Here is a 12,982-nt window from a genome sequence, read left to right on the forward strand (position 1 = left end):
CTCGCGCGTCACCTCAGAGCTTGATCTCGATGTCGACGCCCGCCGGCAGGTCGAGGCGCATGAGCGAGTCAACCGTCTTCGGCGTGGGGTCGAGGATGTCGATGAGGCGCTTGTGCGTGCGCATCTCGAAGTGCTCGCGCGAGTCCTTGTACTTGTGCGGCGACTTGATGACGCAGTACACGTTCTTCTCAGTGGGCAGCGGCACCGGGCCCGCGACCGACGCACCAGTGCGGGTCACCGTCTCGACGATCTTCTTCGCCGAGGAGTCGATGACCTCGTGGTCGTAGGCCTTGAGCCGGATGCGGATCTTCTGTCCCGCCATGGCTACTAGTAGTCCTTTGTCTCGTAACGCTCTGGAACCCGGTGCGTTCGCGGTTTCCTCCGACCCACGCGGTCGGGCGTGTCGCGCTCCCTCTACGCAGAAGTCCCTGAGGACTTCCCAACCAAGGGGGCGCGGTCGCCATGACCGCAAGCCGGGGGCAAATCACCCACCGGGTGCCTGGTCTGCACCCCGCTGACGCTTCCCAGAAGATTCCCGTACGTCCGCCCCTGAGAAGGAGCGACGAGTACTGTGGGACTCGCTTCCGGTCCTCCCGACGGGAGGCGCGCAGCATCGGCACTCAACCGAGCAACCCCGACAGTCTGCCATACGGGGCCATCCGGCCGCCAATCGGAACCCGAGACTGTACCCCACGTCACGTACGCCCATGCGCCGGGGCGCGCACCCCTGACGCGCACGCCCCCCACTCCGCCGTCATCCCAGGCGCCGGGCCCGCTCCGTCAGATGCCGCCGCTCGGGCGCGCTCGTGGTGTGCCGGGCCGCCTCGCGGTAGGCGGCGGCCGCGCCCTCCTTCTCCCCGAGGAGTTCGAGGAGATGCGCGCGGGTCGCGAGGAGGCGGTGGTTCCGGGCGAGCAGCCGGTCCGCCGCGAGGCCGTCGAGGAGGTCCAGGCCGGCCCGCGGGCCGTGGACCATGGCGACGGCGACCGCGCGGTTGAGGGTGACCATCGGGTTCGGCCCGGTGCGCTCCAGGAGCTCGTACAGGGCGAGGATCTGCGGCCAGTCCGTGGCCTCCGCGGACGGGGCCTCGTCGTGCACGGCCGCGATCGCCGCCTGGAGCTGGTACGGGCCGACCCGGCCCCGCGGCAGGGTGCGGCCGAGCAGCTCCGCGCCCTCGGCGATCAGCCCGGCGTCCCAGCTCCCCCGGTCCTGCTCCGCGAGCGGTACGAGTTCCCCGTGCGGGCCCGTGCGGGCCGGGCGGCGGGCGTCGGTGAGCAGCATCAGCGCGAGCAGGCCCGCCGTCTCGGCGTCGTCGGGGACGAGCCGGTGCAGCATCCGGGTCAGCCGGATCGCCTCCGTGGACAGCTCGGGCGCGGTGAGCGCGTCGCCGCCGCTGGCCGTGTAGCCCTCGTTGAAGACCAGGTAGAGCACGTGCCGCACCTCGGCGAGACGGGCGGTGCGGTCCTCGCCCTCGGGCAGTGCGAGCGACCAGCCGCCGGCCCTGATCGTCTGCTTGGCCCGGCTGATCCGCTGCGCCATGGTCGACTCGGGCACGAGGAAGGCGGCGGCGATCTGCGCGGTGGTGAGGCCTCCGACGGCCCGCAGGGTGAGCGCGATCCGGCTGGGCGGCGACAGGTCCGGGTGGCAGCAGAGGAAGAGCAGGGACAGGGAGTCGTCCCGGTCGGTGTCCGGGGCGTCGTCGGCGGCGCGCGCGAGGAGCTCGGAGTCCGGAGTGGCGAGCGCGACGGCGTCCTCCCGGCGCCGGCGGGCGGCCTCGGCGCGCACCAGGTCGACGAACCTGCGGGTGGCGACGGTCAGCAGCCAGCCGCGCGGGTGCTCGGGCACCCCGTCCTCGGGCCACTGCCGCGCGGCCGCGATCAGGGCCTCCTGGACGGCGTCCTCGCAGAGGTCGAAGGTGCCGTGGCGGCGGACGAGCGCGCCGAGGACCTGCGGCGCGTGGGTGCGCAGCAGGTCCTCGATCTCGTGCGTGCCGGTCACACGTCCGCCGCGGACTCGTGCAGGACCGGCCACAGCTCGACGGGGTCGACGTCCGCGAAGGGCATGTCGGCGGCGATCTCCTGGGCCCGCTCCAGGCTGTCGCAGTCCAGCAGGTAGAAGCTGGCGAGGTACTCCTTGGTCTCCAGGTACGGGCCGTCGGTGACCGCGGGGGCCCCGCCCTCGCGTCGGACGAGCTGGGCGGCGGCCGCGTCGGCGAGGCCGTACGCGCCGATCAGCTCGCCGCTCTCCCGGTACCTGCGGTTGAAGGCCTCCTGCCGGGCGATCGCCTCGGGCCAGGCCTCGGCCGGGAAGGAGTCCCACTTGGCCTGGTTGCCGTAGATCATCGCGACGTACTTCATCTCGGGTGTCCTCCCCGTCCCGCCCGCCCCGGTGGCGCGCTGTCACCCTTCGGTCGTTGCCAGGATCGCGCTCTCGACATCCGGCCGCACCATTTCCAAGATCTTTTTCCGGAGATCTTTCCGAGGGTGCCGTCGAGGCACAACCCCGCCGCTCGTACGTCCGTCTTCCCGTGGACTGATGAGCGAAGGGGCCACGCCTTGCACACTCCACCCCGTCGGCGGACGGTTCTCGCCGCCGCCCTCGCGGTCACCGCGGCCGCCGCCGGGTGTTCCGTACCGGAGCCGCGCCGGACCGCTCCGACGGCCGATCCCGCGCCGGGCAGGCCGATCGCCTCCGCCGGGGCCCGGCGGCCGCTGCTCATGCAGTTCTCCGCGCACCCGGACGACGACCTGTACTTCATGAACCCGGACACGCAGCGGCTGCTCGACGCGGGCGTCCCGCTCGTCTCCGTGTACGTGACGGCCGGCGAGCACACCGGCCGGAACCGGATCGCGGGGATGCCGGAGAGTCCCCCGGACCGGGCGGCCTACTCCTCCGCCCGCCACCAGGGCCTGCGCCAGTCGTACGCGGTGGCGCTCGGCCTCCCGGCGTTCACGCCGTGGCGCCGGGAGGTGCTGACGCTCCCCGGCGGCCGGCGGGCCGAGGCCGACACCCTCGCGCACGGCTCCCGCAGGGTCGAACTGGTCTTCCTCAACCTGCCGATGCACACCAGCCGCCGCTACATGGCCGTGCCCTCGCTCTGGCAGGACCGGGCCCTGGAGCTGCGCACCCACCTGTCGGCCGGCTCCCCCGTCACCCGTGCCGACACCTACGACTACGACCAGCTGGTCGACGTCCTGGTCGGCCTGCTCCGCCGCCACCGGCCCACGGTCGTGCACACCCTGGACCCGGACCCCGACATCCAGCACAGCGACGAGGCGACCCGGCAGCGGGACTCCGAGCAGCCGGGGTACGCCGACCACGGGGACCACACGGCGGTCGCCTCCTTCACCTGGGCCGCGCTGTGCCGCTGGGTCACGGACGCGGTCCGGGACGGCGAGCCGATCCCGGCCTTCACCACCACCGCCTTCCGCGGCTACTACAACCGCCACTGGCCCAAGAACCTCCCGCCCGCCGTCCTGGCGGAGAAGGCCGCCCGGCTCGTCCCGTACGGCGGCGCCCCGTCCTGGCCGTGCGGGAACCCCTCCGGCTGCGGCGACTACGGCGTCGGCGGCGACCGGCCGCTGACCAACCGCAAGGGCTGGGTGCGCTCCACGCACCACCGCTGGCCGGGCGCGGGCCCGGCCCTCGCCGAGGAACCGGACGGCCGGCTCACGGCGTACGGAGTGCTGGGGCTGCGTGCGGTCCGCTGGCGGGAGTCCGCGCCCGGCGTCTGGGGCGAGCCGGTCGACCTGGGCGGTGGCCCGCTCGCGCCCGCGCTCGGCTCCGCGGTGCTCGGCGACGGCCGGGTGCTGCTCCTCGGGGTGCGGTTCGCCGCGCTCGACGGCCACGGCGGGGCCAACCGGCGCGAGGTGGTGCTCCTGGAGCAGCGCTCCCCCGGCGACGCCTTCCTGGCCTGGCGGGGCCTGGGGAACCCGGAGCGCTCGGACGACCGGGGCCGCAGGATCGGCGCCCCGGTGGCGCTCGCGGCCCCCGACGGCCGGGTCCACCTCTTCGTACGGAACGCGGACAAGGGCGTCTCGACGCGGGTCCGGGCGGCGGACGGCTCCTGGTCCCCGTGGCGGCCGCTCCCGGGTGACGTGGAGGTCCAGGACGGTCTGGCCGTCTCGGCGGACGCGGCCGGCCGGGTGCATGTGTACGCGGCGGGCCGGGACGCCGTACGGCACTGGGTGGACGGAGTCCTCCAGCGGGCCGCGCTGCCGCTCTCCGGGGCCACGGTGGCGAGCGCGGACGGCGAGCTGTACCACCGGGCGCCGGCGTCCGCGCGGCTCACCGGCCCGGGCGGCGACGCCGGCCTCGACGGGTACGGGGGCGTGGTCGCCGCGCGGTCGGCGGCGCTCGGGACCGTGCTGCTCGGCACGGACGGGAAGGGGCGGGTGGCGCTCAGAGCCGGCGGCCGGCTTCGCACACGGAAGGAGACGGCCGTCTCGACCGCGCTCCACCTGGGCCCCCGCGGGGCGACCGTGGTGGGGCTGGGCGCGGACGGCCACCCGTGGAGCTGGCGGCCGTAGGCCCTCCGGACATGCGAGAAGGCCCCGCACCTCTCGGTGCGGGGCCTTCCCTCACTGCTCAGCAGCTCTTACGAGCTACCAGGTCGGTTCAAGATCAGGCAGTGATCTTGACGACCTGGCCGGCGCCGACGGTCCGGCCACCCTCACGGATGGCGAACTTGAGGCCCTCCTCCATGGCGACGGGCTGGATCAGCTCGACGGACATGGCGGTGTTGTCGCCCGGCATGACCATCTCGGTGCCCTCGGGGAGGGTCACGACGCCGGTCACGTCCGTGGTACGGAAGTAGAACTGCGGGCGGTAGTTGTTGAAGAACGGGGTGTGACGGCCACCCTCGTCCTTCGACAGGATGTAGGCCTGGGCCTCGAACTTCGTGTGCGGCGTGACCGAGCCCGGCTTGATGATGACCTGGCCGCGCTCGACGTCCTCGCGCTTGATGCCACGGAGGAGCAGACCGACGTTCTCACCGGCCTGGCCCTCGTCGAGCAGCTTGCGGAACATCTCGATGCCGGTGACCGTGGTGGTGGTCTTCTCGGTCTTGATGCCGATGATGTCGACGGTCTCGTTGACCTTGAGGACACCACGCTCGATACGACCGGTGACGACGGTGCCACGACCGGTGATCGTGAAGACGTCCTCGATCGGCATCAGGAACGGCTTGTCGACGTCACGCTCGGGCTGCGGGATGGACTCGTCCACGGCGTGCATGAGGCCGAGGAGCTTCTCGCCCCACTCCTTGTCGCCCTCGAGCGCCTTGAGCGCCGAGACGCGGACGACCGGCAGGTCGTCGCCCGGGAACTCGTACTCGGAGAGGAGCTCACGGACCTCGAGCTCGACGAGCTCCAGGATCTCCTCGTCGTCCACCATGTCGGCCTTGTTCAGGGCGACGACGATGTACGGAACGCCGACCTGGCGAGCAAGGAGGACGTGCTCCTTGGTCTGCGGCATCGGGCCGTCGGTGGCGGCGACCACGAGGATGGCGCCGTCCATCTGCGCCGCACCCGTGATCATGTTCTTGATGTAGTCGGCGTGACCGGGGCAGTCGACGTGCGCGTAGTGACGCGACTCCGTCTGGTACTCGACGTGCGCGATCGAGATGGTGATACCGCGCTGGCGCTCCTCGGGAGCCTTGTCGATCTGGTCGAAGGCCGAGGCCTCGTTCAGGTCCGGGTACGCGTCGTGCAGCACCTTGGTAATGGCGGCCGTGAGGGTCGTCTTACCGTGGTCGATGTGACCGATGGTGCCGATGTTGACGTGCGGCTTAGTCCGCTCGAACTTCGCCTTCGCCACGGGGGTCCTCCTGGAGTGGTTCTGAACGCCTTGCTTCATCGGCGCCAGGTGATCTTTGCTGGGATGCCAGTAACCGGGGCCCGATACCTCGGGTTTCGGGGGCCGGGCCCCGGTGACTGGTGTCAAGCCTAAAGCGTGAACCCGGGAGAGTTACTCGCCCTTGGCCTTCGCGATGATCTCCTCGGCGACGTTCCGCGGAACCTCGGCGTAGGAGTCGAACTGCATCGAGTAGCTTGCGCGACCCGAGGTCTTGCTGCGGAGGTCGCCGACGTAGCCGAACATCTCCGACAGGGGCACGAGGCCCCGCACGATGCGAGCACCGTGACGCTCCTCCATGGCCTGGATCTGGCCACGGCGGGAGTTGATGTCGCCGATGACCTCGCCCATGTAGTCCTCGGGCGTGGTGACCTCAACGGCCATCATCGGCTCGAGGATGACGGGAGAAGCCTTGCGCGCGGCCTCCTTGAAGGCCTGCGAACCGGCGATCTTGAACGCGAGCTCGGAGGAGTCGACCTCGTGGTAGCCACCGTCGAGAAGGATGACGCGGACGCCAGTCATCTCGTAGCCGGCCAGGATGCCGAACTGCATGGCCTCCTGCGCACCCGCGTCGACCGAAGGGATGTACTCCTTCGGGATGCGGCCACCGGTGACCTTGTTCACGAACTCGTACGAGGCGTCGCCGCCCTCGATGGGCTCGATCGCGATCTGCACCTTGGCGAACTGACCGGTACCACCGGTCTGCTTCTTGTGGGTGTAGTCCACGCGCTCGACGGCCTTGCGGATCGTCTCGCGGTACGCGACCTGCGGCTTGCCGACGTTCGCCTCGACCTTGAACTCGCGACGCATGCGGTCGACGAGGATGTCGAGGTGAAGCTCGCCCATACCACCGATGATGGTCTGGCCGGTCTCCTCGTCCGAGTGGACCTGGAAGGAGGGGTCCTCCTCCGCGAGACGCTGGATGGCGACACCCAGCTTCTCCTGGTCACCCTTGGACTTGGGCTCGATGGCGACCTGGATGACCGGGGCCGGGAAGTCCATGGACTCCAGGATGACCGGGTTCTTCTCGTCGCACAGCGTCTCACCGGTGGTGGTCTGCTTCAGGCCCATGACGGCGACGATGTCGCCGGCGCCCACCGAGTCGATCTCCTCACGCTTGTTCGCGTGCATGCGGTAGATCTTGCCGATGCGCTCCTTCTTGCCCTTGACGGAGTTCAGCACCGCGGTGCCGGCCTCCAGGCGACCGGAGTAGATCCGGACGAAGGTGAGCTTGCCGAGGTGCGGGTCGCTCGCGATCTTGAACGCGAGGGCCGACAGCGGCTCGTCGTCGGACGGCTTGCGCTTGACGACGACCTCGGCGTCCTTGACGTCGTGGCCCTCGATGGCCTCGACGTCCAGGGGCGACGGGAGGTAGCGCACGACCGCGTCGAGCAGGGGCTGAACGCCCTTGTTCTTGAACGCGGTGCCACAGAAGACGGGGGTCACCGTGGTGTCGCCACCCTTGCCGGAGGCAATGGTGATGCGACGGACGGCGGCGTAGAGCTGCTCCTCGGTGGGCTCGGTGCCCTCGAGGAAGAGCTCCATGAGCTCCTCGTCGTTCTCCGCGATGGTCTCGACCATCTTGGCGCGGTACTCGTCGGCGAGCTCGGCCTTGTCCGCGGGGATGTCGACGACGTCGTACATCTCGCCCTTGGTGGCCTCGGCGGACCAGACGAGGGCCTTCATGCGAACGAGGTCGATGACGCCCTCGAAGTCGGCCTCGGCACCGATCGGCAGCTGCATGACGATCGGGGTCGCGCCGAGGCGGTCCACGATCATGTCGACGCAGCGGAGGAAGTCGGCACCGGTCCGGTCGAGCTTGTTGACGAAGCAGATACGCGGAACGCCGTAGCGGTCCGCCTGACGCCAGACGGTCTCGGACTGGGGCTCGACGCCGGCCACACCGTCGAACACCGTGACAGCACCGTCGAGCACGCGCAGCGAACGCTCCACCTCGACGGTGAAGTCGACGTGACCCGGCGTGTCGATGATGTTGATCGTGTGATCGACATTCTCGAGCGGCCAGTGGCAGGTCGTCGCGGCGGACGTGATCGTGATGCCGCGCTCCTGCTCCTGCTCCATCCAGTCCATCGTGGCAGCGCCGTCGTGGACTTCACCGATCTTGTACGAGACGCCGGTGTAGAACAGGATCCGCTCGGTGGTGGTCGTCTTGCCCGCGTCGATGTGAGCCATGATGCCGATGTTGCGCACCTTGGCAAGGTCAAGCGAAGTGGTAGCCATATCGGCTCAGTCTTCTCTCGGTCTCGATGTGGGTTGCGACTACCAGCGGTAGTGCGCGAAGGCCTTGTTGGACTCGGCCATCTTGTGCGTGTCCTCACGCTTCTTGACGGCCGCACCGAGGCCGTTCGAGGCGTCGAGGAGCTCGTTCATGAGGCGCTCGGTCATGGTCTTCTCGCGACGGGCGCGGGAGTAACCGACGAGCCAGCGGAGGGCCAGCGTGGACGCGCGGCCCGGCTTGACCTCGATCGGCACCTGGTAGGTGGCGCCACCGACACGGCGGGACTTGACCTCGAGGGCCGGCTTGACGTTCTCGAGAGCGCGCTTCAGCGTGATGACCGGGTCCTGGCCGGTCTTCTCACGAAGACCCTCCATGGCGCCGTACACGATGCGCTCGGCGGTGGAACGCTTGCCGTCCAGCAGGATCTTGTTGATCAGCGAGGTGACAAGAGGAGAGCTGTAGACCGGGTCGATGATGACCGGGCGCTTCGGGGCGGGGCCCTTACGAGGCATTCTTACTTCTCCTTCTTGGCGCCGTAGCGGCTGCGAGCCTGCTTACGGTTCTTGACGCCCTGCGTGTCGAGGGAACCGCGGATGATCTTGTAACGAACACCCGGCAGGTCCTTCACACGGCCACCGCGCACGAGCACGATGGAGTGCTCCTGCAGGTTGTGACCCTCACCCGGGATGTAGGCCGTGACCTCGATGCCGGAGGTCAGACGCACACGCGCGACCTTACGGAGGGCCGAGTTCGGCTTCTTCGGGGTGGTCGTGAACACACGCGTGCAGACGCCGCGACGCTGAGGGGAACCCTCGAGTGCGGGCGTCTTGTTCTTCTCGACCTTGTCCTGCCGGCCCTTACGGACCAGCTGCTGGATCGTAGGCACTACTTCTCCGGTTTCTGTGTGCCGTCGGTAAAACTAACCTGGAACATTCACCGACCCACGCGGTCGGGTGTGTCGAATCTCGCGGACCTCCGCACGAGGCGGAAAAGGCGCGGATCACGGTGGCCGGTATATGACTCGCCGTGCGGTTGAGGACACGCACGGGAGCCCAGGCACACCCCAGGCACAAGGCTTGAGCGTACCTATCGCACGGACTCCGGTCAAAACAAATGCGCACGCACACGGGGCCCCGGCCGGGGGCGGGCCCAAATCGTTCCTGCACGGCGACCCGGACCGGGCCCGGGAAGCTCCGGCCCACAGGCCCGGGCCGGGTCCGGCCACCCCGGGGCGCAGGCTCGGGCGAGGTCCGGAGCCGCCCCGGGACACGGGCTCGGACGAGGTCCGGGACGCTCCGGCACAGAGGCCCGGACCGGGTCCGGGACACCACGGCCTGCGGACCCGGCCTCGCGCCGGAGCGGCCCCGGAGCGGCCCGGCGCCGGTCAGTCCCGGGCGGTGCGGCGGGGCTCGGGGGCCTCGCCGGCGTCCGCCGTGTCGGTGTCGGGCTCCAGGAACTGGTTGACGACCTTGACGAAGACGCCCATGCGCTCGTCGGGGACCCCCAGCCAGCGGGCGAAGTCCTCCATGGAGGGCTGCCAGTCGCTCGGCGGCAGCAGGTCCGCCGCCATGGGGAGCTCCTCGGGGGTCACGCGGCCGGACCGGATGAGCATGTCGCGGACGGAGACGCCGAGCAGCGGGGCGATCCGGCGCATGGTCTCCAGGTCGGGCATGCTCTGCCGCTGCAGCAGACGCGTGACGGCGGCGCGGTGGACGCCGGCCTCGTCCGCGATCCGGGACTTGCCGCCCCCGCGCGGGCTGTCGATGTCGTAGCCGCGCCGTCTCATCAGGCCTTCCACCCAGCCTGCGAACTCGTCGAGCCCTTGAGTGCTCATGTGTACCGCTCCTCGCTCCCCACCCTCCGGATCCCATACCTTAGCGTGCTTGCGCGCACGGAATTACGTGCTTTCGGGCACGCAATCGTGTCGAATCGGTGAAGGACCGGTCAGGGGCCCTTCGATTTTTGTTGCGCGCTCGCACGCAACGTGTAACTCTGGCTCGCCGCCGCACTCGTCGGCCCCCTGAGCCCCAGGCGCCCCACCGGCCCCATGGACGGCCCCGGCGGGCCCCGGACCGTGGAGAACCCCTTGTTCCATCCCGACCCGTCCCCCTGGCAGGCCTCCGCCGCGTGCGCCGGCCTCTCCCCGTCCGTCGTCTTCGCCCGCCGCGCCAAGGAGGCCGCCCCCGCCCTGCGGGCCTGCGCCTCCTGCCCCGTGCGGAGCGAGTGCGAGACCGCGGTGGCCCCGGCCGAGAGCTACTTCGACGGCGTCTGCGCGGGCCGCCTCTGGCGCAACGGACGCCCGGCGGACGCCCGGCGCGTGGCGAAGGCGCTCGCCCCGACGGGGAGCGTCCGCCGTGGCTGACCGCACCGACACCGAGCCCGTGCTGCGGGACATCACGCTCTGGACCGCCTCCCTGGTACGGCAGTTCCCCGAGCTCGCCGAGGAGCTCGCGCCCGGCCGGCGCGGGCCCGCCCCCTCCCCCACCGGCCCCTCCCCCGCCGGTCGCGACGAGCTGATCCGCGAGGAGCGCCGGGAGGCGCTGCTGCTCGAACAGCGGCACGGGCTCGCCGTCCCCGGCCACGGGGCCGCCCCGATCCGGCTGCACGTCTCCGACGCCATCCGTGACATCACCGACGGGGTGGTGGAACTGGAGGAGGCGGTCTGCGCCCGGCTCGCGCTGCCCCGCCCGCCCCGCGCCGGGGTGATCGACCGCCTGCGGCGCCTCGTGGCGCTGCTCGACCGGATCGCGGCCCACCCGGACCTGGCCCGGCACGTACGGGACGAGATCCGCAGGATGGCCCGGCGCTGCGCCCGGACGCTCGGCGACGCGGAGACGATCGTGCGGGTCTCGGGCCGCTGCCCCTGGTGCGACTCGGTGTCGCTGCGGGCGTTCCCGGACCGGCGCGCGGTGCTGTGCGTGAACCCGGCCTGCGTCTGCACCGACGAGGTGTGCGGCTGCCAGGACGACCCCGCCTACCGGCACCTGTGGCCGGAGGACCGGTGGGAGGAGCTCTCGGAGGCCTCGGGGACCCGCACCGAGGAGATCGAGGCCGCGATGGACGACCCGAAGGAGACCTCATGCTGAGCTCGCCCGCCCTGCCCACGCTGGTCCCCGGCCCGCTGGCCGCCGAGGAGGCGGGGGTGGCGCCCGCGACGATCCGCAAGTGGGTCCAGCTCGGGCACCTGCGGGCCGCGGGCCGGGCCGGCCGGGCGCAGCTCTTCCGCCTGGAGGACGTCTTCGCGGCGGAGCGCCTGGCCCGCCGTCGGCCCCGCACCGCCTGACCCCCGCACAAGAAGCGCACCGCCGAGAAGCGCCCCGCGTCCCTCCTGGACGCGGGGCGCTTCGTCATGCCGCCAGGAAGCGGTGGAGGGAGTCGACGAGCGCGTCGGCGAAGCGCTCGCGCACCGGCTCGGGGACGCGGTCGAGGGAGAGGTACGGGTTGAGGTCCTCCAGCTCGACGAGGAGCAGCTCGCCGCCGGGGGCGCGGCAGGCGTCGACGCGCTGGATGCCGTGGTCGAGGGTGTTCCAGTCGACGAAGCGGCGGGCGAAGGCGAGGTCGTCGGGGGTCGGTTCGTACGGCTCCAGGACCCAGCGGCGCTCGGGGTCGGGGGCGTACAGGGCGTACTGGAAGAGGTCGTCGACGAAGTAGAAGGAGACCTCGTACCGGAAGTCGACGCGCGGCTGGACGAGGACCTCGCCGTACGCGAGGCCGGCGAGCTCCTCGTACGGAAGGAAGCGCAGTCCTATGGAGTCGGCACCGGCCCTGGGCTTGACGGCGTACGCGGCGGCCTCGGGCAGGCGGTGGAGGTCCTCGGGGCGGTCGACGGTGGGGATGACGGGGTGTCCGGCGAGGGTCAGGTCGAGGAGGTACTGCTTGCCGGCCATGTCGCCGCGGCCGTGGAGGGGGTTGTAGACGCGGGTCCCGAGGGCGCGGGCGCGCTCGCGGAAGGCGTCGTACTCCTGCTGGTAGCCGAGGACGGGACCGCTGTTGCGGACGACGACGGCGTCGAAGGCGTCCATGAGGGCGGCGGCGTCGAGCGGGTGACAGAGCGCCAGGCCGAATTCGCGGCGCAGCCGGGCGGTGAGGTGGATGTCCTCGTCGCAGTAGCGGCGGCCCCGGGCCGGATAGGCGAGGTCGGTGACGTAGAGCAGACGGGGGCGGTCGGACACGGGGCGGCTCCTGGGTGGATCGGGGGCCGCCCAACCTAGCGGGACCCTCCGGACGGGCCCCGGGAAGGGGCGTCCGTACCTCGCCTCCGAACTAGTTGCGTGCGCGCACGCTCTCTGTCACAGTTGGTGCAGCGGCGGAGCTGTGCCCGCGAGACGGGCCGCAGTCTCCGCCGTTCGCCGTCCGGGAGCGCTCCGCGCCCCCGCCCCCTTCCCCGCGTCGAGCGCCCCGGGCGGCCCCCCGCACCGCCCGTCCCGCCCTCCCCCTTCTCCCGAGGAGAACCGTCATGACCACTCCCCCGAGTGCGTTCCCGGACGTCGAGAAGCTGGTCGTCGACGTCCTCAAGGCCGACCCGGCGCTGGCCGGCGTCACGGTCGCCGCCCAGGCGCCGGCCGGCTTCGACGGCACGCAGAACGCCGTCCTGGTGAACCGCCGCGGCGGCGCCTGGATCGGCGACCTGCACGTCGACAAGCCGCTGATCGAGTTCGAGGTGTACGGCCCGACCAAGACCGCGGCCCACGTCCTCGCCAACGCCGCCCGCAAGGCGCTGCTCGCCACCATCGGCAAGCAGCTCGGCGCCAACTTCGTCAGCGACGTCGAGGAGCAGGACGGGCCGCGCTGGATGCCCGACTACCTCTACCGGGGCGCCAACCGCTACCTCTGCGTCATCCAGCTCTCGCTGAACGTCTTCTAGACGCCCAGCGACCCACAGACCAGGCCTC

14 protein-coding genes are annotated in these 12,982 nt (G+C 71.1%); 5 read left to right on the top strand and 9 right to left on the bottom strand.

Annotation, left to right across the window (positions count from 1 at the left end; all coding sequences use genetic code 11):
• Positions 1–13: 13 nt before the first annotated feature.
• The 3 genes from rpsJ to BLW86_RS15190 all read right to left on the bottom strand — a co-directional run bounded on the left by rpsJ (position 14) and on the right by BLW86_RS15190 (position 2,355).
• Positions 14–322: a 30S ribosomal protein S10 gene (gene rpsJ / locus BLW86_RS15180; protein WP_003948644.1), complete on the bottom strand. Its 309-nt coding sequence runs from the start codon at positions 320–322 to the stop codon at positions 14–16.
• Positions 323–754: 432 nt separating this feature from the next.
• Positions 755–1,996 (bottom strand): RNA polymerase sigma factor, encoded by a 1,242-nt coding sequence (locus BLW86_RS15185; RefSeq protein ID WP_093874536.1) that lies wholly within the window; start codon positions 1,994–1,996, stop codon positions 755–757.
• Positions 1,993–2,355, bottom strand: a complete 363-nt coding sequence (locus tag BLW86_RS15190) for a YciI family protein (RefSeq protein WP_030687822.1) — start codon at positions 2,353–2,355, stop codon at positions 1,993–1,995. The genes BLW86_RS15185 and BLW86_RS15190 overlap by 4 nt, the downstream gene beginning before the upstream one ends.
• A 198-nt stretch (positions 2,356–2,553) precedes the next feature.
• On the opposite strand from BLW86_RS15190, the gene BLW86_RS15195 reads away from it, so the two are divergent.
• Positions 2,554–4,527: a PIG-L family deacetylase gene (locus tag BLW86_RS15195; protein WP_093874537.1), complete on the top strand. Its 1,974-nt coding sequence runs from the start codon at positions 2,554–2,556 to the stop codon at positions 4,525–4,527.
• 94 nt (positions 4,528–4,621) lie between these two features.
• Here the strand turns inward: BLW86_RS15195 and tuf are convergent, their stop codons facing one another.
• The 5 genes from tuf to BLW86_RS15220 all read right to left on the bottom strand — a co-directional run bounded on the left by tuf (position 4,622) and on the right by BLW86_RS15220 (position 9,924).
• On the bottom strand, positions 4,622–5,815 hold the full coding sequence (gene tuf, locus BLW86_RS15200) for an elongation factor Tu (protein WP_093874538.1): 1,194 nt from the start codon (positions 5,813–5,815) through the stop codon (positions 4,622–4,624).
• Between the two features lie 150 nt (positions 5,816–5,965).
• Positions 5,966–8,092, bottom strand: coding sequence for an elongation factor G (fusA, locus tag BLW86_RS15205; protein ID WP_093874539.1), 2,127 nt, complete (start codon positions 8,090–8,092; stop codon positions 5,966–5,968).
• A gap of 39 nt (positions 8,093–8,131) precedes the next feature.
• Positions 8,132–8,602, bottom strand: a complete 471-nt coding sequence (gene rpsG / locus BLW86_RS15210) for a 30S ribosomal protein S7 (protein WP_015035567.1) — start codon at positions 8,600–8,602, stop codon at positions 8,132–8,134.
• Positions 8,603–8,604: 2 nt separating this feature from the next.
• Positions 8,605–8,976: a 30S ribosomal protein S12 gene (gene rpsL / locus BLW86_RS15215; RefSeq protein ID WP_003948652.1), complete on the bottom strand. Its 372-nt coding sequence runs from the start codon at positions 8,974–8,976 to the stop codon at positions 8,605–8,607.
• A gap of 498 nt (positions 8,977–9,474) precedes the next feature.
• On the bottom strand, positions 9,475–9,924 hold the full coding sequence (locus tag BLW86_RS15220; RefSeq protein WP_093874540.1) for a helix-turn-helix domain-containing protein: 450 nt from the start codon (positions 9,922–9,924) through the stop codon (positions 9,475–9,477).
• A 252-nt stretch (positions 9,925–10,176) separates the two neighbouring features.
• Here BLW86_RS15220 and BLW86_RS15225 point away from each other — a divergent pair, with 252 nt between their 5' ends.
• The 3 genes from BLW86_RS15225 to BLW86_RS15235 are packed head-to-tail and all read left to right on the top strand — an operon-like array spanning position 10,177 to position 11,373.
• Positions 10,177–10,452 carry a WhiB family transcriptional regulator gene (locus tag BLW86_RS15225; RefSeq protein ID WP_093878678.1) on the top strand — a complete coding sequence of 92 codons (276 nt, stop codon included), beginning with the start codon at positions 10,177–10,179 and terminating at the stop codon, positions 10,450–10,452.
• Positions 10,445–11,176, top strand: coding sequence for a hypothetical protein (locus BLW86_RS15230; protein ID WP_093874541.1), 732 nt, complete (start codon positions 10,445–10,447; stop codon positions 11,174–11,176). Before BLW86_RS15225 ends, BLW86_RS15230 begins: the two co-directional genes overlap by 8 nt.
• Positions 11,170–11,373: a MerR family transcriptional regulator gene (locus tag BLW86_RS15235; RefSeq protein WP_030687838.1), complete on the top strand. Its 204-nt coding sequence runs from the start codon at positions 11,170–11,172 to the stop codon at positions 11,371–11,373. Before BLW86_RS15230 ends, BLW86_RS15235 begins: the two co-directional genes overlap by 7 nt.
• 64 nt (positions 11,374–11,437) lie before the next feature.
• Here BLW86_RS15235 and BLW86_RS15240 read toward each other — a convergent pair whose 3' ends face one another.
• Positions 11,438–12,262: an ATP-grasp domain-containing protein gene (locus BLW86_RS15240; protein WP_093874542.1), complete on the bottom strand. Its 825-nt coding sequence runs from the start codon at positions 12,260–12,262 to the stop codon at positions 11,438–11,440.
• Positions 12,263–12,546: 284 nt separating this feature from the next.
• On the opposite strand from BLW86_RS15240, the gene BLW86_RS15245 reads away from it, so the two are divergent.
• Positions 12,547–12,954, top strand: a complete 408-nt coding sequence (locus BLW86_RS15245; protein WP_030687843.1) for a hypothetical protein — start codon at positions 12,547–12,549, stop codon at positions 12,952–12,954.
• Positions 12,955–12,982: the final 28 nt, after the last annotated feature.

The organism is Streptomyces sp. TLI_105 (genome assembly GCF_900105415.1).
Classification (GTDB): domain Bacteria; phylum Actinomycetota; class Actinomycetes; order Streptomycetales; family Streptomycetaceae; genus Streptomyces.

What these genes read in the sequence shown, in the direction of transcription:
- BLW86_RS15235 (WP_030687838.1), top strand. Translation starts at nt 11,170, where the DNA reads ATGCTGAGCTCGCCCGCCCTGCCCACGCTGGTCCCCGGCCCGCTGGCC.
- BLW86_RS15190 (WP_030687822.1), bottom strand. Translation starts at nt 2,355, where the DNA reads ATGAAGTACGTCGCGATGATCTACGGCAACCAGGCCAAGTGGGACTCC.
- fusA (WP_093874539.1), bottom strand. Translation starts at nt 8,092, where the DNA reads ATGGCTACCACTTCGCTTGACCTTGCCAAGGTGCGCAACATCGGCATC.
- rpsG (WP_015035567.1), bottom strand. Translation starts at nt 8,602, where the DNA reads ATGCCTCGTAAGGGCCCCGCCCCGAAGCGCCCGGTCATCATCGACCCG.
- rpsJ (WP_003948644.1), bottom strand. Translation starts at nt 322, where the DNA reads ATGGCGGGACAGAAGATCCGCATCCGGCTCAAGGCCTACGACCACGAG.
- BLW86_RS15220 (WP_093874540.1), bottom strand. Translation starts at nt 9,924, where the DNA reads ATGAGCACTCAAGGGCTCGACGAGTTCGCAGGCTGGGTGGAAGGCCTG.
- BLW86_RS15245 (WP_030687843.1), top strand. Translation starts at nt 12,547, where the DNA reads ATGACCACTCCCCCGAGTGCGTTCCCGGACGTCGAGAAGCTGGTCGTC.